Source organism: Pseudomonas monsensis (assembly GCF_014268495.2).
GTDB lineage: Bacteria > Pseudomonadota > Gammaproteobacteria > Pseudomonadales > Pseudomonadaceae > Aquipseudomonas > Aquipseudomonas monsensis.
In genome coordinates, this window is sequence record NZ_CP077087.1 from 5,388,798 (window position 1) to 5,410,000 (window position 21,203).

Annotated in this window: 20 protein-coding genes, 1 tRNA gene and 3 rRNA genes (1 of these 24 only partly in view); 2 read left to right on the forward strand and 22 right to left on the reverse strand. The window is 57.7% G+C overall.

Translation table 11 applies throughout. From position 1 onward, the window contains the following. Nucleotides 1-4 precede the first annotated feature (4 nt). The 12 genes from rlmN to trmJ all read right to left on the reverse strand — a co-directional run bounded on the left by rlmN (nt 5) and on the right by trmJ (nt 9,079). Nucleotides 5-1,153, reverse strand: coding sequence for a dual-specificity RNA methyltransferase RlmN (rlmN, locus tag HV782_RS23690; protein WP_123466031.1), 1,149 nt, complete (start codon nt 1,151-1,153; stop codon nt 5-7). 28 nt (nt 1,154-1,181) lie between these two features. Next, a complete protein-coding gene (gene ndk / locus HV782_RS23695; RefSeq protein ID WP_003227894.1) occupies nt 1,182-1,607 on the reverse strand; it encodes a nucleoside-diphosphate kinase in 426 nt (141 codons plus the stop codon). Between the two features lie 88 nt (nt 1,608-1,695). Then, a complete protein-coding gene (gene iscX / locus HV782_RS23700) occupies nt 1,696-1,896 on the reverse strand; it encodes a Fe-S cluster assembly protein IscX (RefSeq protein WP_186748230.1) in 201 nt (66 codons plus the stop codon). A 14-nt stretch (nt 1,897-1,910) separates the two neighbouring features. Further along, on the reverse strand, nt 1,911-2,252 hold the full coding sequence (gene fdx / locus HV782_RS23705; RefSeq protein WP_025109219.1) for an ISC system 2Fe-2S type ferredoxin: 342 nt from the start codon (nt 2,250-2,252) through the stop codon (nt 1,911-1,913). Beyond that, complete coding sequence (gene hscA, locus HV782_RS23710) at nt 2,252-4,117, reverse strand: Fe-S protein assembly chaperone HscA (RefSeq protein ID WP_186748231.1); 1,866 nt, start codon at nt 4,115-4,117, stop codon at nt 2,252-2,254. The genes fdx and hscA overlap by 1 nt, the downstream gene beginning before the upstream one ends. 51 nt (nt 4,118-4,168) lie before the next feature. Then, nucleotides 4,169-4,690 (reverse strand): co-chaperone HscB, encoded by a 522-nt coding sequence (gene hscB / locus HV782_RS23715; protein WP_003227901.1) that lies wholly within the window; start codon nt 4,688-4,690, stop codon nt 4,169-4,171. Between the two features lie 8 nt (nt 4,691-4,698). Next, the gene (gene iscA / locus HV782_RS23720) at nt 4,699-5,022 is read right to left on the reverse strand and encodes an iron-sulfur cluster assembly protein IscA (protein ID WP_003227904.1); all 324 of its coding nucleotides are present in this window, start codon (nt 5,020-5,022) and stop codon (nt 4,699-4,701) included. Nucleotides 5,023-5,050: 28 nt separating this feature from the next. Continuing rightward, on the reverse strand, nt 5,051-5,437 hold the full coding sequence (gene iscU, locus HV782_RS23725) for a Fe-S cluster assembly scaffold IscU (protein ID WP_003248539.1): 387 nt from the start codon (nt 5,435-5,437) through the stop codon (nt 5,051-5,053). 100 nt (nt 5,438-5,537) lie between these two features. Then, a complete protein-coding gene (locus tag HV782_RS23730) occupies nt 5,538-6,752 on the reverse strand; it encodes an IscS subfamily cysteine desulfurase (protein ID WP_123466025.1) in 1,215 nt (404 codons plus the stop codon). 47 nt (nt 6,753-6,799) lie between these two features. Then, nucleotides 6,800-7,291 carry a Fe-S cluster assembly transcriptional regulator IscR gene (gene iscR, locus HV782_RS23735; protein WP_003227911.1) on the reverse strand — a complete coding sequence of 164 codons (492 nt, stop codon included), beginning with the start codon at nt 7,289-7,291 and terminating at the stop codon, nt 6,800-6,802. Nucleotides 7,292-7,528: 237 nt separating this feature from the next. Beyond that, nucleotides 7,529-8,305, reverse strand: coding sequence for a serine O-acetyltransferase (gene cysE / locus HV782_RS23740; protein ID WP_025109222.1), 777 nt, complete (start codon nt 8,303-8,305; stop codon nt 7,529-7,531). Nucleotides 8,306-8,308: 3 nt separating this feature from the next. After that, a complete protein-coding gene (gene trmJ, locus HV782_RS23745; RefSeq protein ID WP_123466023.1) occupies nt 8,309-9,079 on the reverse strand; it encodes a tRNA (cytosine(32)/uridine(32)-2'-O)-methyltransferase TrmJ in 771 nt (256 codons plus the stop codon). Nucleotides 9,080-9,224: 145 nt separating this feature from the next. On the opposite strand from trmJ, the gene suhB reads away from it, so the two are divergent. Continuing rightward, nucleotides 9,225-10,043: a type III secretion system regulator SuhB gene (suhB, locus tag HV782_RS23750; protein WP_016773320.1), complete on the forward strand. Its 819-nt coding sequence runs from the start codon at nt 9,225-9,227 to the stop codon at nt 10,041-10,043. A 160-nt stretch (nt 10,044-10,203) separates the two neighbouring features. Here the strand turns inward: suhB and HV782_RS23755 are convergent, their stop codons facing one another. The 6 genes from HV782_RS23755 to queA form a co-directional block, all read right to left on the reverse strand. Further along, the gene (locus tag HV782_RS23755) at nt 10,204-10,752 is read right to left on the reverse strand and encodes a glycine zipper 2TM domain-containing protein (RefSeq protein ID WP_007916907.1); all 549 of its coding nucleotides are present in this window, start codon (nt 10,750-10,752) and stop codon (nt 10,204-10,206) included. A gap of 122 nt (nt 10,753-10,874) precedes the next feature. After that, entirely contained in the window at nt 10,875-11,789 is a 915-nt protein-coding gene (secF, locus tag HV782_RS23760) for a protein translocase subunit SecF (RefSeq protein WP_123466021.1), read from the reverse strand. 9 nt (nt 11,790-11,798) lie between these two features. Continuing rightward, nucleotides 11,799-13,667, reverse strand: coding sequence for a protein translocase subunit SecD (gene secD, locus HV782_RS23765; RefSeq protein ID WP_128616289.1), 1,869 nt, complete (start codon nt 13,665-13,667; stop codon nt 11,799-11,801). Between the two features lie 65 nt (nt 13,668-13,732). After that, nucleotides 13,733-14,071 carry a preprotein translocase subunit YajC gene (gene yajC / locus HV782_RS23770; protein ID WP_003227923.1) on the reverse strand — a complete coding sequence of 113 codons (339 nt, stop codon included), beginning with the start codon at nt 14,069-14,071 and terminating at the stop codon, nt 13,733-13,735. Nucleotides 14,072-14,114: 43 nt separating this feature from the next. After that, complete coding sequence (gene tgt, locus HV782_RS23775) at nt 14,115-15,230, reverse strand: tRNA guanosine(34) transglycosylase Tgt (protein ID WP_161794909.1); 1,116 nt, start codon at nt 15,228-15,230, stop codon at nt 14,115-14,117. A gap of 14 nt (nt 15,231-15,244) precedes the next feature. Then, the gene (gene queA / locus HV782_RS23780) at nt 15,245-16,294 is read right to left on the reverse strand and encodes a tRNA preQ1(34) S-adenosylmethionine ribosyltransferase-isomerase QueA (protein ID WP_123466017.1); all 1,050 of its coding nucleotides are present in this window, start codon (nt 16,292-16,294) and stop codon (nt 15,245-15,247) included. A gap of 108 nt (nt 16,295-16,402) precedes the next feature. Here queA and HV782_RS23785 point away from each other — a divergent pair. Further along, nucleotides 16,403-16,487, forward strand: a tRNA-Leu gene (locus HV782_RS23785). Nucleotides 16,488-16,601: 114 nt separating this feature from the next. Here HV782_RS23785 and HV782_RS23790 read toward each other — a convergent pair. From HV782_RS23790 to HV782_RS23805, 4 genes are all read right to left on the reverse strand, one after another. Then, nucleotides 16,602-16,958, reverse strand: a complete 357-nt coding sequence (locus HV782_RS23790) for a DUF7079 family protein (protein WP_186748232.1) — start codon at nt 16,956-16,958, stop codon at nt 16,602-16,604. Between the two features lie 515 nt (nt 16,959-17,473). Further along, nucleotides 17,474-17,589 (reverse strand): 5S ribosomal RNA (gene rrf / locus HV782_RS23795). Nucleotides 17,590-17,739: 150 nt separating this feature from the next. Next, a 23S ribosomal RNA gene (locus HV782_RS23800) occupies nt 17,740-20,633 on the reverse strand. A 312-nt stretch (nt 20,634-20,945) separates the two neighbouring features. After that, a 16S ribosomal RNA gene (locus HV782_RS23805) occupies nt 20,946-21,203 on the reverse strand; it runs 1,279 nt beyond the window's last position. The 16S, 23S and 5S rRNA genes sit together here, the layout of an rRNA operon.

Here is a 21,203-nt window from a genome sequence, read left to right on the forward strand (position 1 = left end):
TCTCTTAGTTAGTGTTCGCGGCGTTCTGTGCCAGATCGCTGTCGGCGCTCAACTCACGCACGGCGATGTAACGTTCGCTGCGACGGGTGCGATCCAGCACCTGCCCTACCAATTGACCACACGCGGCGTCGATGTCTTCACCACGGGTGGTGCGGACGGTGACGTTGTAACCGGCCTGATGCAGTTGATCTTGGAACCGGCGGATAGCGTTGTTGCTCGGCCGCTCGTACCCGGAGTGCGGGAACGGGTTGAACGGGATCAGGTTGATCTTGCACGGAATGTCTTTCAGCAACTCGATCATTTCCACGGCGTGCTCAAGTTTGTCGTTGACGTCCTTGAGCAAGGTGTACTCGATGGTCAGCACACGCTTCTCGCCGAGGGCGGACATGTAGCGCTGGCACGACTCGAGCAGCATCTTAAGCGGATACTTCTTGTTGATCGGCACCAATTGGTTACGTAATGCGTCATTCGGTGCGTGCAGGGACAACGCCAGGGAGACGTCGATGTGCTTGGCCAGCTCATCGATCATCGGCACCACACCCGACGTGGACAGGGTCACGCGGCGCTTGGAGATCCCGTAGCCGAGGTCATCCATCATCAGATGCATGGCGGCCACGACGTTGTCGAAGTTCAGCAGCGGTTCGCCCATGCCCATCATCACCACGTTGGTGATGGCGCGGTCGATGGTAGCCGGAACACTGCCGAAAGATTTGTTGGCAATCCACACCTGACCGATGACTTCGGCGGCAGTGAGGTTGCTGTTGAAGCCTTGCTTGCCGGTGGAGCAGAAACTGCAGTCCAGGGCACAGCCTGCCTGGGACGAAACGCACAGCGTGCCGCGTTTGCCCTGGGGAATGTACACGGTCTCGACACAGCTGCCGGACGCCACGCGCACCACCCACTTACGGGTGCCGTCGCTGGAGATGTCCTCGCTGACCACTTCGGGACCACGAACCTCGGCAATAGCCTTGAGCTTGTCGCGCAGGGCCTTGCTGACGTTCGTCATGGCGTCGAAATCATCGACGCCAAAGTGGTGAATCCATTTCATTACCTGACCGGCACGGAAACGCTTCTCCCCGATTGAGTCGAAGAATTTTTCCATTTCCGGCTGGGTCAGACCCAGCAGGTTTGTTTTAACAGTCGATGTAGTCATGGATTCACCTTCACTCTCAAGCCAATGCTTAGCGAGTGGTTACTTCAGTAGCTGCGAAGAAGTACGAGATTTCGCGAGCAGCAGCGGCTTCGGAGTCCGAACCGTGAACGGCGTTGGCGTCGATCGACTCAGCGAAGTCAGCACGGATGGTGCCGGCAGCAGCTTCTTTAGGGTTGGTAGCGCCCATCAGCTCACGGTTGCGAGCGATAGCGTTTTCGCCTTCCAGAACCTGAACAACAACCGGACCGGAGATCATGAAAGCAACCAGGTCACCGAAGAAACCACGCTCTTTGTGCTCAGCGTAGAAGCCTTCAGCTTCGGCTTTGGACAGCTGCTTCATTTTCGAAGCAACAACTTTCAGACCAGCCTTTTCGAAGCGGGTAACGATTTCGCCGGCAGCGCCTTTAGCAACGGCGTCAGGCTTGATGATGGAGAAAGTACGTTGAACAGCCATGGTGTAACTCCAGAAACGGTAATTTGCGAAAAATTAAACCCGCGAATTATACGCGGGTTCTTGGGTATTGCCTAACCTGCGAGGACGATCAGTCGACTTCTTCGATCCAGAGCGCCTGAACCGCTTCCAACACTTTCTCGCCGACACGGCCAGAGGTGTTGTCGAAGTCAGGCAGTTCCATGATCCATCGCTGCAGGTCGACGAAATTGACAGAAAGCGGATCTACATCCGGTTTGGCTTCGGCCAATTCTTCTGCAATGCGATTAACATCATTCCAACCGTAGCTCATGACAGTCTTACCAGTCAGTGCGGCGCTTCAGCCGCATGGTTAAGCGAATATTTCGGGATTTCGACGGTGATGTCTTCTTCACCAACGATAGCCTGACAGGCCAGACGCGACTGCGCTTCAAGACCCCAGGCGCGATCGAGAAAGTCTTCTTCCAGCTCGTCCGCCTCTTCCAGCGAGTCGAAACCCTCGCGGATGATGCAGTGGCAGGTGGTGCAAGCGCAGACGCCGCCACAGGCACTTTCCATCTCGATATGGTGTTCGTGGGCCAGTTCAAGAATAGATGTGCCGGGCGCAGCCTCGACCACCATGCCCTCAGGGCAAAACTTCTCGTGTGGCAGAAAAATGACCTGCGGCATCAGATATCCTCGATTTCATTCAGATTGCGCCCCGACAGAGCGGCTTTCACCGTCAGATCCATGCGGCGGGCAGCAAAAGCATCGGTCACTTGCGACAGACGTTTGGTCTGCTGCTCGATGGCGTAACCATCGGTGCCTTTCATCAGTTCAGTCAGTTCCTGCACCTGCAGGTCGATGACCATGCGCTCTTCGGCGTCGAGCAAACGCTCGCCATCGGCCTCCAGAGCGCCCTGCACCGCCTCGATCAGGCGCTGGGCATCGACTTGCTGCTCACGCAGAACACGAGCGACCTTGTCGTCGTTGGCGTGCTGGAACGAGTCCTTGAGCATCTTGGCGATTTCGCCGTCGGTCAGTCCGTACGACGGCTTGACCTGAATACTCGCCTCAACGCCCGAACCCAGTTCACGGGCGGACACGCTGAGCAGACCGTCGGCATCGACCTGGAAGGTCACGCGAATCTTCGCCGCCCCGGCCACCATTGCTGGAATGCCGCGCAGTTCGAAGCGTGCCAGGGAGCGGCAGTCGCTGATCAGCTCGCGCTCGCCCTGCAACACGTGGATCGCCATGGCCGACTGGCCATCTTTATAAGTGGTGAAGTCCTGAGCGCGAGCGACCGGGATGGTGGTGTTGCGCGGAATCACCTTCTCCATCAGCCCGCCCATGGTTTCCAGCCCCAGGGACAGCGGAATCACGTCGAGCAGCAGCAGTTCGCCGCCATCACGCTTGTTGCCAGCCAGCGTATCCGCCTGGATCGCGGCCCCGATGGCCACCACTTGATCCGGGTCGATTTCCGTCAATGGCTGACGACCAAAAGCTTCGGCGACCGCTTCACGCACACGCGGCACACGGGTCGAACCGCCGACCATGACCACGGCGTGTACGTCTTCCAGTTCGATACCGGAATCGCGTACGGCACGGCGGCAGGCTTTCAGGCTGCGGGCAACCATCGGCTCGATCAGCGCATCGAAGGCTTCGCGGGTCAACTGCGCTTTCCAGTCACCGTAGGCGACTTCAACGCTGGCGGCATCGGTCAGGGCTTCTTTGGCCGCGCAGGCGGTTTGCAGCAGATTGCGTTGTGCGCCCGGATCGAGATCGGCGGACAGCCCGGCGCTCTCGATGATCCAGCCGGCAATCGCGTGGTCGAAGTCATCGCCACCTAGGGCGCTGTCGCCGCCGGTAGCCAGTACTTCGAAAACACCGCCAGTCAGGCGCAAAATCGAAATATCGAAAGTACCGCCGCCCAGGTCATAAATCGCGACCAGGCCTTCGGCATGTTGATCCAGACCATAAGCCACAGCGGCTGCGGTCGGCTCGTTGAGCAGACGCAGCACGTTCAGACCGGCGAGTTTTGCCGCATCCTTGGTGGCTTGACGTTGCGCATCGTCGAAATACGCCGGAACGGTGATCACCGCGCCAACCAGTTCGCCACCCAAAGTAGCTTCAGCACGCTGACGCAGGACCTTGAGGATATCGGCAGAGACTTCGACCGGGCTTTTCGGGCCCTGCACGGTGTCGATGAACGGCATGTGCGATTCGCCGCCGACAAAGCGGTACGGCAGTTGCTCGCCCAATTGTTTGACGTCGGACAGACCGCGCCCCATCAGGCGCTTGACCGACAGCACAGTGTTCAAGGGATCGGAGGACGCGGCCAGCTTGGCCGATTCGCCAACCTCGACGCGATCGGCGTGATAACGCACGGCGGACGGCAGGATGACCTGCCCGTCAGCGTCGGCCAGTGGCTCGGAAAGACCACTGCGCAACGCAGCGACCAGCGAATTGGTAGTGCCCAAGTCGATCCCCACAGCCAGACGACGCTGGTGCGGTTGAGGACTTTGGCCGGGTTCGGCGATCTGCAGTAGGGCCATCGTGATCAGGACTTATCTGTATATCAGGCGTGCGACCGGAGCGGCACTGGGTTAATCGTCGAGGCGCTCTTCTAACTGGCGCACTTCGTAGGTGAGCTTGTCGAGGAACTGCATGCGTCGCATCAGGCGCTCGGCCTGTTCGCGTTGCGCTGCATCATCCCAACAGGCTGCGAAGCTTTCGTTCAACTGTTCCTGAGCGACTTTCAGGCGCCGCTTGAACACAGCAACACCGTCAAGATCGGCGCTGTCCTGGAGGTCTTCGAGCTCTTCGCGCCATTGCATCTGCTGCAAAAGAAACTCGGGGTCGTGAACCGTGACCTCCATCGGCACTTCATGCCCGCTGATGGTCAGCAGGTAGCGAGCGCGCTGGGCCGGACTCTTGAGCGTCTGATAGGCGTCGTTGAGCCGTGCAGACTGCTCGAGCGCCGACCGCTGCTCGCGCTCGGAAGCGTCGGCAAAGCGGTCAGGATGAACGCCGCGCGCCAACTCACGATAGCGCGTGGCCAACTGCTCGAGATCCAGGCGGAAGCTCGGTTGCAGCTCGAATAAAGCGAAATGACAAGGAATACCCACGACAAGCCTCAGATGTTGAAGCTTTCGCCGCAGCCACATTCACCGCGTACGTTGGGGTTGTTGAACTTGAAGCCTTCGTTCAACCCTTCCTTGACGAAATCGAGCTCGGTGCCGTCCAGGTAAGCCAGGCTTTTCGGGTCGATGATCACTTTTTCGCCGTGACTCTCGAACACCTGATCCTCGGCAACCACCTCGTCGACAAACTCCAGCACGTAGGCAAGGCCGGAACAGCCTGTGGTGCGAACACCCAGACGAATCCCTTCACCTTTGCCGCGCCCGTCGAGGGAGCGTCGCACGTGTCGAGCAGCCGCTTCTGTCATGCTGATAGCCATCGTTGACTCCTTACTCGTCGCCCAATGCTTAGATCAAGCCTTTCTTCTGCTTGTAATCGCGAACAGCTGCCTTGATGGCATCTTCAGCGAGTACCGAGCAGTGGATTTTCACTGGCGGCAGGGCCAGTTCTTCGGCCAGCTGAGTGTTCTTGATGGTTTCCGCTTCGTCCAGGGTCTTGCCCTTCATCCACTCGGTGGCGAGGGAGCTGGAAGCGATTGCCGAACCGCAGCCGTAAGTCTTGAACTTGGCGTCTTCAATCACGCCCTGCTCGTTGACCTTGATCTGCAGACGCATCACGTCGCCGCACGCCGGCGCGCCGACCATGCCGGTGCCGACATCCGGATCTTCGGCATTCATCTTGCCGACGTTGCGCGGGTTTTCGTAGTGGTCGATGACCTTTTCGCTGTAAGCCATGATTCTCAATCCTCACTCATCAGGGCCGCTCTTCAGGCCCTGCAACTGCGCTGCGTAATCGCCGCGTCGCTACAGGATCTGTATCCGGCGGCTTCTATATTTAGTGTGCCGCCCACTCGATCTTCGAGATATCGACGCCGTCTTTGTACATGTCCCACAGCGGCGACAGAGCGCGCAGCTTGGTAACGGCCTCGCAGACTTTCTGCGCGGCGTAGTCGATTTCTTCTTCGGTGGTGAAACGGCCGAAGGTGAAGCGGATCGAGCTGTGTGCCAGTTCGTCGTTGCGGCCCAGAGCGCGCAGTACATACGAAGGCTCCAGCGACGCCGAGGTGCACGCCGAACCGGACGATACCGCCAGATCCTTGAGCGCCATGATCAGCGACTCGCCTTCAACGTAGTTGAAGCTCAGGTTCAGGTTGTGCGGAACGCGGGCGGTCAGGCTGCCGTTGACGTACAGCTCTTCCAGATGCTCGACCTGCTTGTAGAAGCGGTCGCTCAACGCTTTGATACGAACGTTTTCGGCAACCATGTCTTCCTTGGCCACACGGAACGCTTCGCCCATGCCGACGATCTGGTGGGTCGCCAGGGTGCCGGAGCGCATGCCGCGCTCGTGACCGCCGCCGTGCATGGTCGCTTCGATGCGCACACGCGGCTTGCGGCTGACGTACAGCGCGCCGATGCCTTTAGGGCCATAAGTCTTGTGGGCGGAGAACGACATCATGTCGACTTTCAGTTTCTGCAGGTCGATTTCGACCTTGCCAGTGGACTGAGCGGCGTCGACGTGGAACAGGATGCCTTTCGAACGCAGCATCTCGCCGATGGCGGCGATGTCGTTGATGGTGCCGATTTCGTTGTTCACGTGCATCACCGATACCAGAATGGTGTCGTCGCGCAGTTCGGCTTCGATCATCGCCGGGGTGATCAGACCGTCTTCAGTCGGCTCGAGGTACGTCACTTCGAAACCTTCACGCTCCAACTGGCGCATGGTGTCGAGGACAGCCTTGTGCTCGATCTTGGAGGTGATCAGGTGCTTGCCCTTGGAGGCGTAGAAATGTGCCGCACCCTTGATTGCCAGGTTATCGGATTCGGTGGCACCGGAAGTCCAGACGATTTCGCGCGGGTCGGCGTTGACCAGATCAGCCACCTGACGACGGGCGTTTTCGACCGACTCTTCAGCTTTCCAGCCAAACACGTGGGAACGGGACGCCGGGTTACCGAAGTTTCCGTCGACCAGCAGGCACTCACTCATTTTTTGCGCAACACGCGGATCAACCGGGGTGGTCGCAGAGTAATCAAGGTAAATCGGCAATTTCATGGACTATCTCCTAAATCAGGGCTGGCGTGCCGCTAGCTCTTCGGCTGTCATTCGACGGCGGACGCTTCAATCTTGTCCAGGCGTGGCGCCTTGCTGTTGCAACGGCGCTGGTCCTGACGCTGGGCTACTTCTTGCACCTCACGGCGAGTCACAAGGTCAGCCAAGCTGATACCGCTCAGAAATTCGTGAATCTGCAGGCTCAGGTCGCACCACAGATGGTGGGTCAGGCAGGTGTCGCCGGAATGGCAATCGCCCTGGCCCTGGCATTTGGTCGCATCGACCGATTCGTTCACCGCATCGATCACCTGAGCGACCTGGATGCCCTGCATGTCGCGGGACAACTGATAGCCACCGCCTGGGCCGCGAACACTGGAAACCAGGTTACTGCGGCGCAGCTTGGCGAACAGCTGTTCGAGATAGGACAGGGAGATGCCTTGGCGCTCGGAGATATCGGCCAGGGACACGGGCCCGTGCTGCGCGTGCAACGCCAGGTCAAGCATGGCAGTCACGGCGTATCGGCCTTTTGTAGTCAGTCGCATGGACAGTTACCACGGAGTTCGGAATGGGCGGGAGTATGCAATTCCCGAGCATTTAAGTCAACTATAAGACCTAGTGCTTTAGTCGGGTTTACCCGCAAAAGAGCGCGCGCATCATAGCAAAGGCTGGCGGCTTACAGCCAGCAGTACCGCGTGACGCTCATCGCGAGCAGGCTCCCCTGACAGGGAAACGCTTTTGAAATGCAGGAGTGAGCCTGCTCGCGATGGCAGCGCTGCGGTTTAGCTGGCCTGACTCTGATCCTTGCCCTTCACGCAGGCGAAGTCTTCTTCACGCAACTCAGGCAAATCTTTCGCACAGTAATTGCTGCCCAGATCCTTCAGCGCGCCGCACATCCCTTCCAGCCGTCCGTCCACCGCTTGCAGGTGATCGAGCAACTGACCGATGGCACGTGCCACCGGATCGGGCATGTCTTCGCTGACGCCGTAGGCATCGAAACCGATCTTCTCGGCCATGGCCTTGCGCTTGGCATCCTGCTCCTCGTCCGACTTGACGATGATTCGTCCCGGAATGCCGACCACAGTCGCGCCCGGCGGCACTTCTTTGGTCACCACGGCATTGGAACCGACCTTGGCGCCGGCACCGACCGTGAACGGCCCCAGCACCTTGGCCCCGGCGCCGACAACAACACCGTCACCCAGAGTCGGGTGGCGCTTGCCCTTGTTCCAACTGGTGCCACCGAGGGTCACGCCCTGATAAATGGTCACGTCGTCACCGATCTCGGCGGTTTCACCAATGACGATGCCCATACCATGGTCGATGAAGAAGCGACGCCCGACCTTGGCCCCCGGATGAATCTCGATGCCGGTCAACCAGCGACCGAAGTTCGACACCAGCCGCGCCAGCCATTTCAGCTCATTGCGCCACAGCATGCCGGCCAACCGGTGAATCCAGATCGCATGCATGCCGGGGTAGCAGGTCAGGACTTCAAAAGCGTTACGCGCCGCCGGGTCTCGATGGAATACGCTCTGGATATCTTCACGCAAACGCTCAAACATCATTTAGTCCTTCCGCTTAAGAAGCTCACCACGGGCCGCTTTCTGGGTTTCCGTGAGGATGCCACGCAAAATATTCATTTCCGCCCGACTGACCGAGCTGCGTCCGTACAACCGGCGCAGGCGCGCCATCAAGTGCCGGGGCTTTTCCGGATCGAGGAATTCGATGGCGACCAGCGTCTGCTGCAGATGCTCATAAAAGCGCTCCAGCTCATCCATGGTCGCCAGCTCGGCACTTTTCACCGAAGCCACTTCTTCTTTCTCGATCTTGCTCGGCTGACCTTGTGCCGCCAGCCAGGCCATGCGCACTTCATAGCTCAACACCTGCACCGCCGCCCCGAGGTTCAGCGAACTGAACTCTGGATCGGAGGGGATGTGCACGTGAAAGTGACATCGCTGCAGCTCTTCATTGGTCAGGCCGGAATCTTCACGACCGAACACCAGGGCGATTTGCGCGCCCTGCCCGGCTTCCTCGACCACTTTGCTGCCGCATTCGCGCGGATCGAGCAGCGGCCAGGGAATGCGCCGGTCACGGGCGCTGGTGCCAAGCACCAGATTGCAGCCGACCAAGGCGTCTTCCAGGGTGGCGACGACTTGCGCGTTTTCAAGGATGTCACCGGCACCCGAAGCTCGAGCATCGGCTTCGTGATGCGGAAATACCCGCGGTTCGACCAGTACCAGCCGCGACAGACCCATGTTTTTCATGGCGCGCGCGGCCCCGCCGATGTTGCCGGGGTGGCTGGTGTTGACCAGGACGACACGAATGTTCTGCAGCAAGGGAGGCGCTCTCGGACACGGGAAAGGGGTGCAAATCTTACAGAACAGCCTACCGTTAAGCTATGAAAGCTAACAGCGTCCTTCACCTGAAGAAAAGTTCTGATAGAATGCGCGGCTTTCTTTAACAACCTTAGGTGACACATCCATGCAGCCCATGCTGAATATCGCGCTGCGCGCCGCCCGCAGCGCCAGTGAACTGATCTTCCGCTCCATCGAGCGCCTGGATACCATCAAGGTCGACGAAAAAGACGCCAAGGATTATGTATCCGAGGTCGATCGCGCCGCCGAACAAAAAATCATTGATGCCCTGCGCAAGGCTTACCCGAATCACTCGATCCAGGGTGAAGAGACTGGCCTGCACGCCGGTACCGGCATCGAAGGCGAAGAGTACCTGTGGATCATTGATCCGCTGGACGGCACCACCAACTTCCTGCGCGGCATTCCTCACTTCGCTGTCAGCATTGCCTGTAAATACCGTGGCCGCCTGGAACACGCTGTTGTTCTGGACCCGGTTCGCCAGGAAGAATTCACTGCCAGCCGTGGTCGCGGCGCTCAACTGAACGGTCGTCGTCTGCGCGTCAGCGGTCGTACCAGCCTCGACGGTGCACTGCTGGGCACTGGCTTCCCGTTCCGTGACGACCAAATGGACAACCTCGACAACTACCTGGGCATGTTCCGCGCCCTGGTTGGCCAGACTGCCGGCATCCGCCGCGCCGGTTCCGCCAGCCTGGACCTGGCCTACGTGGCCGCCGGTCGTTTCGATGCGTTCTGGGAATCGGGCCTGTCCGAGTGGGACATGGCTGCGGGCGCCCTGCTGATTCAGGAAGCCGGCGGCCTGGTGAGCGACTTCACCGGCGGTCACGACTTCCTTGAAAAAGGCCACATCGTTGCCGGCAACACCAAATGCTTCAAGGCAGTCCTGACGGCGATCCAGCCGCACCTGCCGGCTTCGCTGAAGCGCTAAGCTTCCCGCGAAACGCAAAAAAGCACCCTTCGGGGTGCTTTTTTTATGCCTGGAATTCGACCTCTACCACACCACTCCTACAGGGGATTTGTTGCGCGGCCTAAATGGCGGGCACAAAAAAAGCACCCCGCAGGGTGCTTCTTTTTAAAACAGTCGGCCCTTACTGAGCCGGCTCATTCTGCGACAGAATCAACTTGCCTTCCTTGTCGACCGGAATCTGATTGCCCGGATCACGATCCATCCGCACTTTACCTTCCTTGCCATCGAGCGAGTAACGCACGTCGTAGCCGACGACCTTGTCACTGATGTCATTGACCGTATTGCAGCGGGTTTGCGTGGTGGTGTAGGTGTCACGCTCCTGCATGCCTTCCTGCACCTTGTTACCCGCATAACCGCCACCGACCGCACCCGCTACCGTGGCAATCTTCTTGCCGGTGCCGCCGCCAATCTGATTGCCCAGCAAACCACCTGCCAGCGCACCCACAACGGTACCGGCAATCTGGTGTTGATCTTTTACCGGTGCCTGACGAGTCACTGTCACGTCCTTGCACACTTCACGTGGAGTCTTGATCTGTGTTTTAACCGGCTCGACGGCCAACACTTGCGCATACTCAGGGCCGCTTTTAACCAGGCTGTAGGTGGCAACAGCACCCCCGGCAGTCACACCGACAGCACCCAATACCGCACCAACCAGCAACGACTTGTTCACATGAACCTCCTGACCATCACATGCGGGACGCGCCCGCGCTTCTCCCAGCCTTGGAGCATAAAAAAAGGCGCGAGTTCAACTCGCGCCTTTTTTGGCTGACAGCTGGAAAAAAGCGGTGGCCGTTATGGACGGTCGTCGACTTCCTTTTCGGTGTTGGCCGGTGGAATCAGGTCTTCAGTGGTCAGGTTCAGCCAGATCAGCACCACGTTCGCGATGTAGATCGAGGAGTAAGTACCCGCCAGCACACCGATGAACAGGGCGATGGAGAAGCCAAACAGGTTGTCGCCGCCGAAGAACAGCAGTGCCGCGATCGCCAGCAACGTGGAGATCGACGTCGCCATGGTGCGCAACAAGGTCTGGGTGGTCGAGATGTTGATGTTCTCGATCAGCGAAGCCTTGCGCAACACGCGGAAGTTCTCACGAACCCGGTCGAACACGACGATGGTGTCGTTCAGCGAGTAACCGATGATCGCCAGCACTGCCGCCAGCACCGTCAGGTCGAAGGTGATCTGGAAGAACGACAGGATACCCACGGTCACGATCACGTCGTGGATCAGCGAAACGATGGCGCCGACCGCGAACTTCCACTGAAAGCGGAAAGCCAGGTAGATCAGGATGCCGCCGAGCGCCAGCAGCATGCCGAGGCCGCCCTGGTCGCGCAGCTCTTCACCGACCTGCGGACCGACGAACTCGACGCGCTTGACCGTTGCCGGGTTGTCGCCGCCGACTTTCTGCAGCGCGTCCGCGACTTGATGGCCCAGCTGCGGGTCTTCACCCGGCATGCGCACCAGCAGGTCGGTGGTTGCACCGAAGTTCTGCACCACGGCTTCGTGGTAACCGGAAGCCACCAGTTGCTCGCGCACCTTGGTGACATCCGCCGGACGCTCGTAGGTCAGCTCGATGAGCGTACCGCCGGTGAAGTCCAGGCCCCAGTTCATGCCCTTGTGGAAGACGCTGAAAATAGCCAGCAACGTGAGAAACACTGTGACGCCGAACGCGAAGTTGCGAACGCCCATGAAGTTGATTGTACGTAACATGGCAGCCCCTTAAATCCACAACTTCTTGAAGTCACGACCGCCGAAGATCAGGTTGACCATCGCGCGGGTCACCATGATGGCCGTGAACATCGAGGTAAAGATCCCGAGGGACATGGTCACTGCGAAACCCTTCACCGGGCCGGTGCCCATGGCGAAGAGGATGCCGCCGACCAGCAGAGTGGTCAGGTTGGCGTCGAGAATCGCGGTGAATGCCCGGCCGAAGCCTTCGTTGATTGCACGCTGCACGGTCATGCCGGCGGCGATCTCTTCACGGATCCGCGAGAAGATCAGCACGTTGGCGTCGACCGCCATGCCCATGGTCAAGACGATACCGGCGATACCCGGCAGGGTCAGCGTTGCCCCCAGCAGCGACATCAGTGCCAGCAGCAAGACCATGTTCACCGCCAGTGCCACGGTGGCGATCACACCGAAGAAGCGGTAGATGGCGATGATGAACAGCGAGACGAACAGCATGCCCCACAGCGATGCATCAATACCCTTGGTGATGTTGTCAGCACCCAGGCTCGGACCGATTGTGCGCTCTTCAGCGAAGTACATCGGCGCGGCCAGACCACCGGCACGCAGCAGCAGTGCCAGTTCGGACGATTCGCCCTGGCCATTCAGGCCGGTGATACGGAACTGCGCACCCAGCGGCGACTGAATGGTCGCCAGGCTGATGATCTTCTTCTCTTCCTTGAAGGTCTGTACCGGCACGTCTTTCTCGACGCCGCCCACAACCTGCTTGGTGTAAGTGGTGACCGGACGCTGTTCGATGAAGATCACCGCCATGCTGCGACCGACGTTGGAGCGGGTCGCGCGGCTCATCAGCTCGCCACCGTGACCATCCAGACGGATGTTCACTTCCGGAGTGCCGTGCTCGCCGAAACCGGCCTTGGCGTCAGTCACCTGGTCACCGGTGATGATCAGGCCACGCTCGATCTGTGCCGGCGGACGCTTGCCTTCACGGAACTCGAAGGTTTCGGAAGTGGCTTTCGAAGCACCTGGCTCAGCCGCCAGACGGAACTCGAGGTTGGCCGTCTTGCCGAGGATACGCTTGGCTTCGGCAGTGTCCTGCACGCCCGGCAGCTCAACCACAATGCGGTTGGCGCCCTGACGCTGGACGATCGGTTCGGCAACACCCAGCTCGTTGACGCGGTTACGTACCGTGGTCAGGTTCTGCTTGATGGAGTATTCACGGATTTCCGCCAGCTTGGCCGGGGTCATCGCCAGACGCAGCACCGGTTGACCGTTGAGGTCGGCCGGAACAATGTCGAAATCGTTGAAGTTCTTGCGGATCAGTGCACGGGCCTGTTCGCGGGAGTCTTCATCGCTGAAGCCCAGCTGAATGGCACCGCCCAGTTGCGGCAGGCTGCGATAGCGCAACTTCTCTTTGCGCAGCAGGCTCTTGACGTCGCCTTCGTAGACTTTCAGGCGTGCGTCGAGGGCTTTGTCCATGTCCACTTCCAGCAGGAAGTGCACACCACCGGACAAGTCCAGACCCAGCTTCATCGGGTGCGCGCCCAGATTGCGCAGCCATTGCGGGGTGGTTTGTGCCAGGTTCAGCGCGACGACGTAGTCATCACCCAATGCCTTGCGCACAACGTCTTTGGCCGGCAGCTGGTCTTCAGCCTTGGTCAGACGGATCAGACCGCCCTTGCCGCCCGCCGCCAGGGTGGCAGCCTTGACGTTGATCCCGGACTCGTGAAGCGCGGTGCTTACGCGATCCAGATCGGCCTGATTGACCTGCAGGGCCGTGCTGGCACCGCTGATCTGAATGGCCGGGTCATCGGGGTAAAGATTGGGAGCGGAATAAATCAGACCGATCGCCAGCAACGCCAGGATCAGAATGTATTTCCACAGAGGATATTTGTTCAGCATCACGCCGCCCGTTATGAACGCGGGGCGCCTTGCGCGCCCCGTCGATTGAGTAGAAGTTGTTACCTTTAGATCGCTTTCAGCGTGCCTTTTGGCAGCGTGGCAGCGATGGCGCCCTTCTGGAACTTCATTTCCACGGTGTCGGAAACTTCCAGAACCACGAAGTCATCGGCCACTTTGGTGATCTTGCCGGCGATGCCGCCGGTGGTGACCACTTCGTCGCCCTTGGCAAGGCTGCTCAGCAGGTTCTTCTGCTCTTTGGCGCGCTTGGCCTGTGGACGCCAGATCATCAGGTAGAAGATGACCAGGAAGCCGACCAGGAAAATCCACTCGAAGCCGCCGCCCATTGGGCCAGCAGCAGCCGGTGCAGCTGCGTCAGCCATGGCGTTAGAGATAAAAAAGCTCATTTAGCACTCCAGTTGCAAATGTTGAATCTTGGGGTCAGAAAACTCAGTCCAAAGGCGGAACGGGGAGCCCGCGTTTGGCGTAGAAGGCATCGACAAAGGCGGCCAATGTACCCTGTTGAATAGCCTCGCGCAAACCAGCCATCAGCACCTGATAATGGCGCAAGTTATGGATGGTATTGAGCATGCTGCCGAGCATTTCGCCGCACTTGTCCAGGTGATGCAGATAAGCGCGGGAGAAGTTCTGGCAGGTATAGCAATCGCAGGTCGGATCCAGCGGCGAATCATCATGGCGATGGAACGCGTTACGGATCTTCAGCACGCCAGTATCAATGAACAGATGCCCATTGCGGGCATTACGGGTTGGCATCACGCAATCGAACATGTCCACACCGCGGCGCACACCCTCAACCAGATCTTCCGGTTTGCCAACGCCCATAAGGTAACGAGGTTTGTCAGCCGGCATCATGCCCGGCAGATAATCCAGCACCTTGATCATCTCGTGCTTCGGCTCGCCCACCGACAGACCGCCGATGGCCAGGCCATCGAAGCCGATCTTGTCGAGGCCTTCCAGCGAGCGCATGCGCAGATCCTGGTGCATGCCGCCCTGAACGATACCGAACAGCGCCGCGGTGTTATCGCCATGCGCGTTTTTCGAGCGCTGAGCCCAACGCAGCGACAGTTCCATGGATACACGGGCGACGTCTTCGTCAGCCGGGTACGGCGTGCATTCGTCGAAGATCATCACGATGTCGGAACCGAGATCGCGCTGCACTTGCATCGACTCTTCAGGGCCCATGAACACTTTCGAGCCATCGACCGGCGAGGCGAAGGTCACGCCTTCCTCCTTGATCTTGCGCATCGCGCCCAGGCTGAATACCTGGAAGCCGCCGGAGTCGGTGAGAATCGGGCCTTTCCACTGCATGAAGTCGTGCAGGTCGCCGTGCTCTTTGATCACCTCGGTGCCCGGGCGCAGCCACAGGTGGAAGGTGTTGCCCAGAATGATTTCCGCGCCGGTGGCCACGATGTCACGCGGCAACATGCCCTTGACCGTGCCATACGTGCCCACCGGCATGAAGGCCGGGGTCTCGACGGTGCCACGGGGGAAGGTCAGACGACCACGACGGGCCTTGCCATCGGTGGCAAGCAGCTCGAACGACATACGACAGGTGCGACTCATACTGTTTCCTCAGGGCCGCGCGGCGCGGGATTACGGGTGATGAACATCGCATCACCGTAGCTGAAAAAGCGGTACCCGTTGTCGACGGCGGCTTTATAGGCGGCCATGGTTTCGGGATAACCGGCGAACGCCGAAACCAGCATCAACAGCGTGGATTCGGGTAAATGGAAATTGGTGACCAGCGCATCGACCACATGGAACGGCCGGCCCGGGTAGATAAAGATGTCGGTGTCGCCACTAAACGGCTTGAGCACACCATCGCGAGCGGCACTTTCCAGCGAACGCACGCTAGTGGTGCCCACGGCTATCACCCGACCACCGCGTGCGCGGCAGGCGGCTACGGCATCGACCACATCCTGGCCGACTTCCAGCCACTCGCTGTGCATGTGGTGATCTTCGATTTTGTCGACGCGCACCGGCTGGAACGTACCCGCGCCGACGTGCAGCGTGACGAACGCGGTCTCGACGCCCTTGGCGGCAATCGCCTCCATCAGCGGCTGATCGAAATGCAGCCCCGCCGTCGGCGCCGCCACCGCACCGAGACGCTGGGCGTACACGGTCTGATAGCGCTCGCGATCGGAGCCTTCGTCCGGGCGGTCTATATAGGGAGGCAACGGCATGTGCCCGACACGGTCGAGCAGCGGCAAGACTTCTTCATCGAAGCCCAGCTCGAACAACGCGTCGTGACGCGCAAGCATCTCGGCTTCGCCACCGCCGTCGATAAGGATCTTCGAACCCGGCTTCGGCGACTTGCTGGAGCGCACATGGGCCAGCACGCGATGCGAATCGAGCACCCGCTCGATGAGGATTTCCAGCTTGCCGCCGGACGCTTTCTGCCCGAACAGCCGCGCCGGAATCACCCGGGTATTGTTGAACACCATCAAATCGCCCGGGCGCAAATGCTCAAGCAAATCAGTGAATTGACGGTGTGCGAGGGCGCCGCTGACACCATCAAGGGTCAACAGGCGACTACCGCGACGCTCGGCCAAAGGGTGGCGGGCGATCAGCGAATCAGGAAGCTCGAAGGTAAAGTCAGCAACGCGCATGATGGGGTTCGTCTAGCAGGGCCGGAAAGTCTAGCGGAAATATCGAAAATTGACCATGAAACGTGATTGACCAACGGTAATCACCTCTCTATACTTCGCCGCCATTGAGCCCTGATGGCGGAATTGGTAGACGCGGCGGATTCAAAATCCGTTTTCGAAAGGAGTGGGAGTTCGAGTCTCCCTCGGGGCACCAAAATCAAGAAAGGTCTTGCTTAGCAAGGCCTTTTTTTTCGTCTGTCGGAAAGTGCCCGCTATTCATTCGACGGCCACCCGCTCAAGCGAGAATTCCAATGCTCCAAACACAAGCTCAAAGTCTGCTGGCGATCTCTTCCCACATGTAGTCGTAGTTGTATTTCAGCCAACGAACCAGCAACTTGTCGAACTGCCTGCGTGACCATTTACGCTGCCGCGCCGCGCACCTTTCCTCTATTTCGATCCTGAGCCAATCAGGGTCAAAACCCGTCCAGACAGTGGGCAAAGCCGCCGCAATGTTTGTAAAGCACACTGGCGCGACTTCTGAATAAAAAATCTCGTATAGCACCGCTGGATCGACGCCTTTGAGCTGACGTGCGATGTAATCGTAATCAGTGGGAAAATGGTTGAACGGTTCGGACAGTGCGGCTCTGACATTTGTCAGTTGTGGTTCAGTCAGAAAATGTCCCAACGCGAAATCTCCTCCAGTACTTCATCTAGCGAGTCCGCCAGCAGTCCTCCCACAGCGCCGCCCGACGACTGATCGCACCAAGACCACTGCAATTGCGCAGAGACGAGCGCCAGGGTCGCCTGCACCGGCCAGGATGCCTCCAGCGCCCTCTCTCTCCCACGATGATGCCTTGCCGAGCCGCCCCCTTTAGGTTTGTTATCAAATCGCCAGGGCAGCGGCCACGAGAACGCCAAGCTTTCCCATGATCACCATTTTTTTTGTGCCTTTCGTGAACTTGGCATCATCCCGACCGACAGCTTCCAGAATCGCTTACATGCCGATAAGGTCGACGTGCGAGTGATCGACGTCGTTGACGAGGGGTCGCACTGCTGAGGATGTGGGATAAGCCCCAGGCGGGTTACAAAGCGATCGGCTAACGTATGGCTGACCCCATGGTCACCATGGACCTCAGAATGCTTTTTTCGAGGACAAAACAAAACCCCAACTGCTTTCGCAATTGGGGTTTCGGAATTTAATCTTGACGATGACCTACTCTCACATGGGGAAACCCCACACTACCATCGGCGATGCATCGTTTCACTTCTGAGTTCGGGATGGGATCAGGTGGTTCCAACGCTCTATGGTCGTCAAGAAATTCGGGTACTGACTCGCGACCATCTGGCCTCGCTTCAGCAAATCGGGTATGTGATACAGGTGTCTTGTGAGTTGCGCGAACTTTCGGTTCGTTTCGTCTTCACACACCGCAATCTGGTCTCTTCGACGCAAATTGCTTGGGTGTTATATGGTCAAGCCTCACGGGCAATTAGTATTGGTTAGCTCAACGCCTCACAGCGCTTACACACCCAACCTATCAACGTCGTAGTCTTCGACGGCCCTTCAGGGAACTCAAGGTTCCAGTGAGATCTCATCTTGAGGCAAGTTTCCCGCTTAGATGCTTTCAGCGGTTATCTTTCCCGAACATAGCTACCCGGCAATGCCACTGGCGTGACAACCGGAACACCAGAGGTTCGTCCACTCCGGTCCTCTCGTACTAGGAGCAGCCCCTCTCAAATCTCAAACGTCCACGGCAGATAGGGACCGAACTGTCTCACGACGTTCTAAACCCAGCTCGCGTACCACTTTAAATGGCGAACAGCCATACCCTTGGGACCGGCTTCAGCCCCAGGATGTGATGAGCCGACATCGAGGTGCCAAACACCGCCGTCGATATGAACTCTTGGGCGGTATCAGCCTGTTATCCCCGGAGTACCTTTTATCCGTTGAGCGATGGCCCTTCCATACAGAACCACCGGATCACTAAGACCTACTTTCGTACCTGCTCGACGTGTCTGTCTCGCAGTCAAGCGCGCTTTTGCCTTTATACTCTACGACCGATTTCCGACCGGTCTGAGCGCACCTTCGTACTCCTCCGTTACTCTTTAGGAGGAGACCGCCCCAGTCAAACTACCCACCATACACTGTCCTCGATCCGGATAACGGACCTGAGTTAGAACCTCAAAGTTGCCAGGGTGGTATTTCAAGGATGGCTCCACGCGAACTGGCGTCCACGCTTCAAAGCCTCCCACCTATCCTACACAAGCAAATTCAAAGTCCAGTGCAAAGCTATAGTAAAGGTTCACGGGGTCTTTCCGTCTAGCCGCGGATACACTGCATCTTCACAGCGATTTCAATTTCACTGAGTCTCGGGTGGAGACAGCGCCGCCATCGTTACGCCATTCGTGCAGGTCGGAACTTACCCGACAAGGAATTTCGCTACCTTAGGACCGTTATAGTTACGGCCGCCGTTTACCGGGGCTTCGATCAAGAGCTTCGCGTTAGCTAACCCCATCAATTAACCTTCCGGCACCGGGCAGGCGTCACACCCTATACGTCCACTTTCGTGTTTGCAGAGTGCTGTGTTTTTAATAAACAGTCGCAGCGGCCTGGTATCTTCGACCGGCATGAGCTTACGGAGCAAGTCCTTCACCCTCACCGGCGCACCTTCTCCCGAAGTTACGGTGCCATTTTGCCTAGTTCCTTCACCCGAGTTCTCTCAAGCGCCTTGGTATTCTCTACCCAACCACCTGTGTCGGTTTGGGGTACGGTTCCTGGTTATCTGAAGCTTAGAAGCTTTTCTTGGAAGCATGGCATCAACCACTTCGTCACCTGAAAGGTAACTCGTCATCAGCTCTCGGCCTTAGAATCCCGGATTTACCTAAGATTCCAGCCTACCACCTTAAACTTGGACAACCAACGCCAAGCTGGCCTAGCCTTCTCCGTCCCTCCATCGCAATAACCAGAAGTACAGGAATATTAACCTGTTTTCCATCGACTACGCTTTTCAGCCTCGCCTTAGGGACCGACTAACCCTGCGTCGATTAACGTTGCGCAGGAAACCTTGGTCTTTCGGCGTGGGTGTTTTTCACACCCATTGTCGTTACTCATGTCAGCATTCGCACTTCTGATACCTCCAGCAAGCTTCTCAACTCACCTTCACAGGCTTACAGAACGCTCCTCTACCGCATCATCCGAAGATGATACCCGTAGCTTCGGTGTATGGTTTGAGCCCCGTTACATCTTCCGCGCAGGCCGACTCGACTAGTGAGCTATTACGCTTTCTTTAAAGGGTGGCTGCTTCTAAGCCAACCTCCTAGCTGTCTAAGCCTTCCCACATCGTTTCCCACTTAACCATAACTTTGGGACCTTAGCTGACGGTCTGGGTTGTTTCCCTTTTCACGACGGACGTTAGCACCCGCCGTGTGTCTCCCATGCTCGGCACTTGTAGGTATTCGGAGTTTGCATCGGTTTGGTAAGTCGGGATGACCCCCTAGCCGAAACAGTGCTCTACCCCCTACAGTGATACATGAGGCGCTACCTAAATAGCTTTCGAGGAGAACCAGCTATCTCCGAGCTTGATTAGCCTTTCACTCCGATCCACAGGTCATCCGCTAACTTTTCAACGGTAGTCGGTTCGGTCCTCCAGTCAGTGTTACCTAACCTTCAACCTGCCCATGGATAGATCGCCCGGTTTCGGGTCTATTCCCAGCGACTAGACGCCCTATTAAGACTCGCTTTCGCTACGCCTCCCCTATTCGGTTAAGCTCGCCACTGAAAATAAGTCGCTGACCCATTATACAAAAGGTACGCAGTCACAGAACAAAGTCTGCTCCCACTGCTTGTACGCATACGGTTTCAGGATCTATTTCACTCCCCTCTCCGGGGTTCTTTTCGCCTTTCCCTCACGGTACTAGTTCACTATCGGTCAGTCAGTAGTATTTAGCCTTGGAGGATGGTCCCCCCATATTCAGACAAAGTTTCTCGTGCTCCGTCCTACTCGATTTCATGACTAAGAGATTTTCGCGTACAGGGCTATCACCCACTATGGCCGCACTTTCCAGAGCGTTCCGCTAATCTCAAAGCCACTTAAGGGCTAGTCCCCGTTCGCTCGCCACTACTAAGGGAATCTCGGTTGATTTCTTTTCCTCAGGGTACTTAGATGTTTCAGTTCCCCTGGTTCGCCTCTTGCACCTATGTATTCAGTACAAGATAACCATCTTATGATGGCTGGGTTCCCCCATTCAGATATCTCCGGATCAAAGTCTGTTTGCCGACTCCCCGAAGCTTTTCGCAGGCTACCACGTCTTTCATCGCCTCTGACTGCCAAGGCATCCACCGTATGCGCTTCTTCACTTGACCATATAACCCCAAGCAATCTGGTTATACTATGAAGACGACATTCGCCGAAAATTCGCAAAACTCTTAAGAGTCACTCACAAATTTTACCTTAGCCTGATCCGTTACCAGTGAAAGTAACGTTCAGTCTATCTTTCTATCACATACCCAAATTTTTAAAGAACGAACTAGTCAAAGACTAGAAATCAATATTCGCAGGCGAATATTCATTTCTAAACTCTAACGAAACACACCACCTTAAAGGCTGGCCTCTCGTCTTCTTCAATGAATCAAGCAATTCGTGTGGGAACTTATGGAGCAGCTGATGTCGTCGATTAAGGAGGTGATCCAGCCGCAGGTTCCCCTACGGCTACCTTGTTACGACTTCACCCCAGTCATGAATCACACCGTGGTAACCGTCCTCCCGAAGGTTAGACTAGCTACTTCTGGTGCAACCCACTCCCATGGTGTGACGGGCGGTGTGTACAAGGCCCGGGAACGTATTCACCGCGACATTCTGATTCGCGATTACTAGCGATTCCGACTTCACGCAGTCGAGTTGCAGACTGCGATCCGGACTACGATCGGTTTTAT

Coding starts and splice junctions, on each gene's coding strand:
- rlmN (WP_123466031.1), bottom strand. CDS start 1,153: ATGACTACATCGACTGTTAAAACAAACCTGCTGGGTCTGACCCAGCCG.
- ndk (WP_003227894.1), bottom strand. CDS start 1,607: ATGGCTGTTCAACGTACTTTCTCCATCATCAAGCCTGACGCCGTTGCT.
- iscX (WP_186748230.1), bottom strand. CDS start 1,896: ATGAGCTACGGTTGGAATGATGTTAATCGCATTGCAGAAGAATTGGCC.
- fdx (WP_025109219.1), bottom strand. CDS start 2,252: ATGCCGCAGGTCATTTTTCTGCCACACGAGAAGTTTTGCCCTGAGGGC.
- hscA (WP_186748231.1), bottom strand. CDS start 4,117: ATGGCCCTACTGCAGATCGCCGAACCCGGCCAAAGTCCTCAACCGCAC.
- iscA (WP_003227904.1), bottom strand. CDS start 5,022: ATGGCTATCAGCATGACAGAAGCGGCTGCTCGACACGTGCGACGCTCC.
- iscU (WP_003248539.1), bottom strand. CDS start 5,437: ATGGCTTACAGCGAAAAGGTCATCGACCACTACGAAAACCCGCGCAAC.
- HV782_RS23730 (WP_123466025.1), bottom strand. CDS start 6,752: ATGAAATTGCCGATTTACCTTGATTACTCTGCGACCACCCCGGTTGAT.
- iscR (WP_003227911.1), bottom strand. CDS start 7,291: ATGCGACTGACTACAAAAGGCCGATACGCCGTGACTGCCATGCTTGAC.
- cysE (WP_025109222.1), bottom strand. CDS start 8,305: ATGTTTGAGCGTTTGCGTGAAGATATCCAGAGCGTATTCCATCGAGAC.
- suhB (WP_016773320.1), top strand. CDS start 9,225: ATGCAGCCCATGCTGAATATCGCGCTGCGCGCCGCCCGCAGCGCCAGT.
- secF (WP_123466021.1), bottom strand. CDS start 11,789: ATGTTACGTACAATCAACTTCATGGGCGTTCGCAACTTCGCGTTCGGC.
- secD (WP_128616289.1), bottom strand. CDS start 13,667: ATGCTGAACAAATATCCTCTGTGGAAATACATTCTGATCCTGGCGTTG.
- yajC (WP_003227923.1), bottom strand. CDS start 14,071: ATGAGCTTTTTTATCTCTAACGCCATGGCTGACGCAGCTGCACCGGCT.
- tgt (WP_161794909.1), bottom strand. CDS start 15,230: ATGTCGTTCGAGCTGCTTGCCACCGATGGCAAGGCCCGTCGTGGTCGT.
- queA (WP_123466017.1), bottom strand. CDS start 16,294: ATGCGCGTTGCTGACTTTACCTTCGAGCTTCCTGATTCGCTGATCGCC.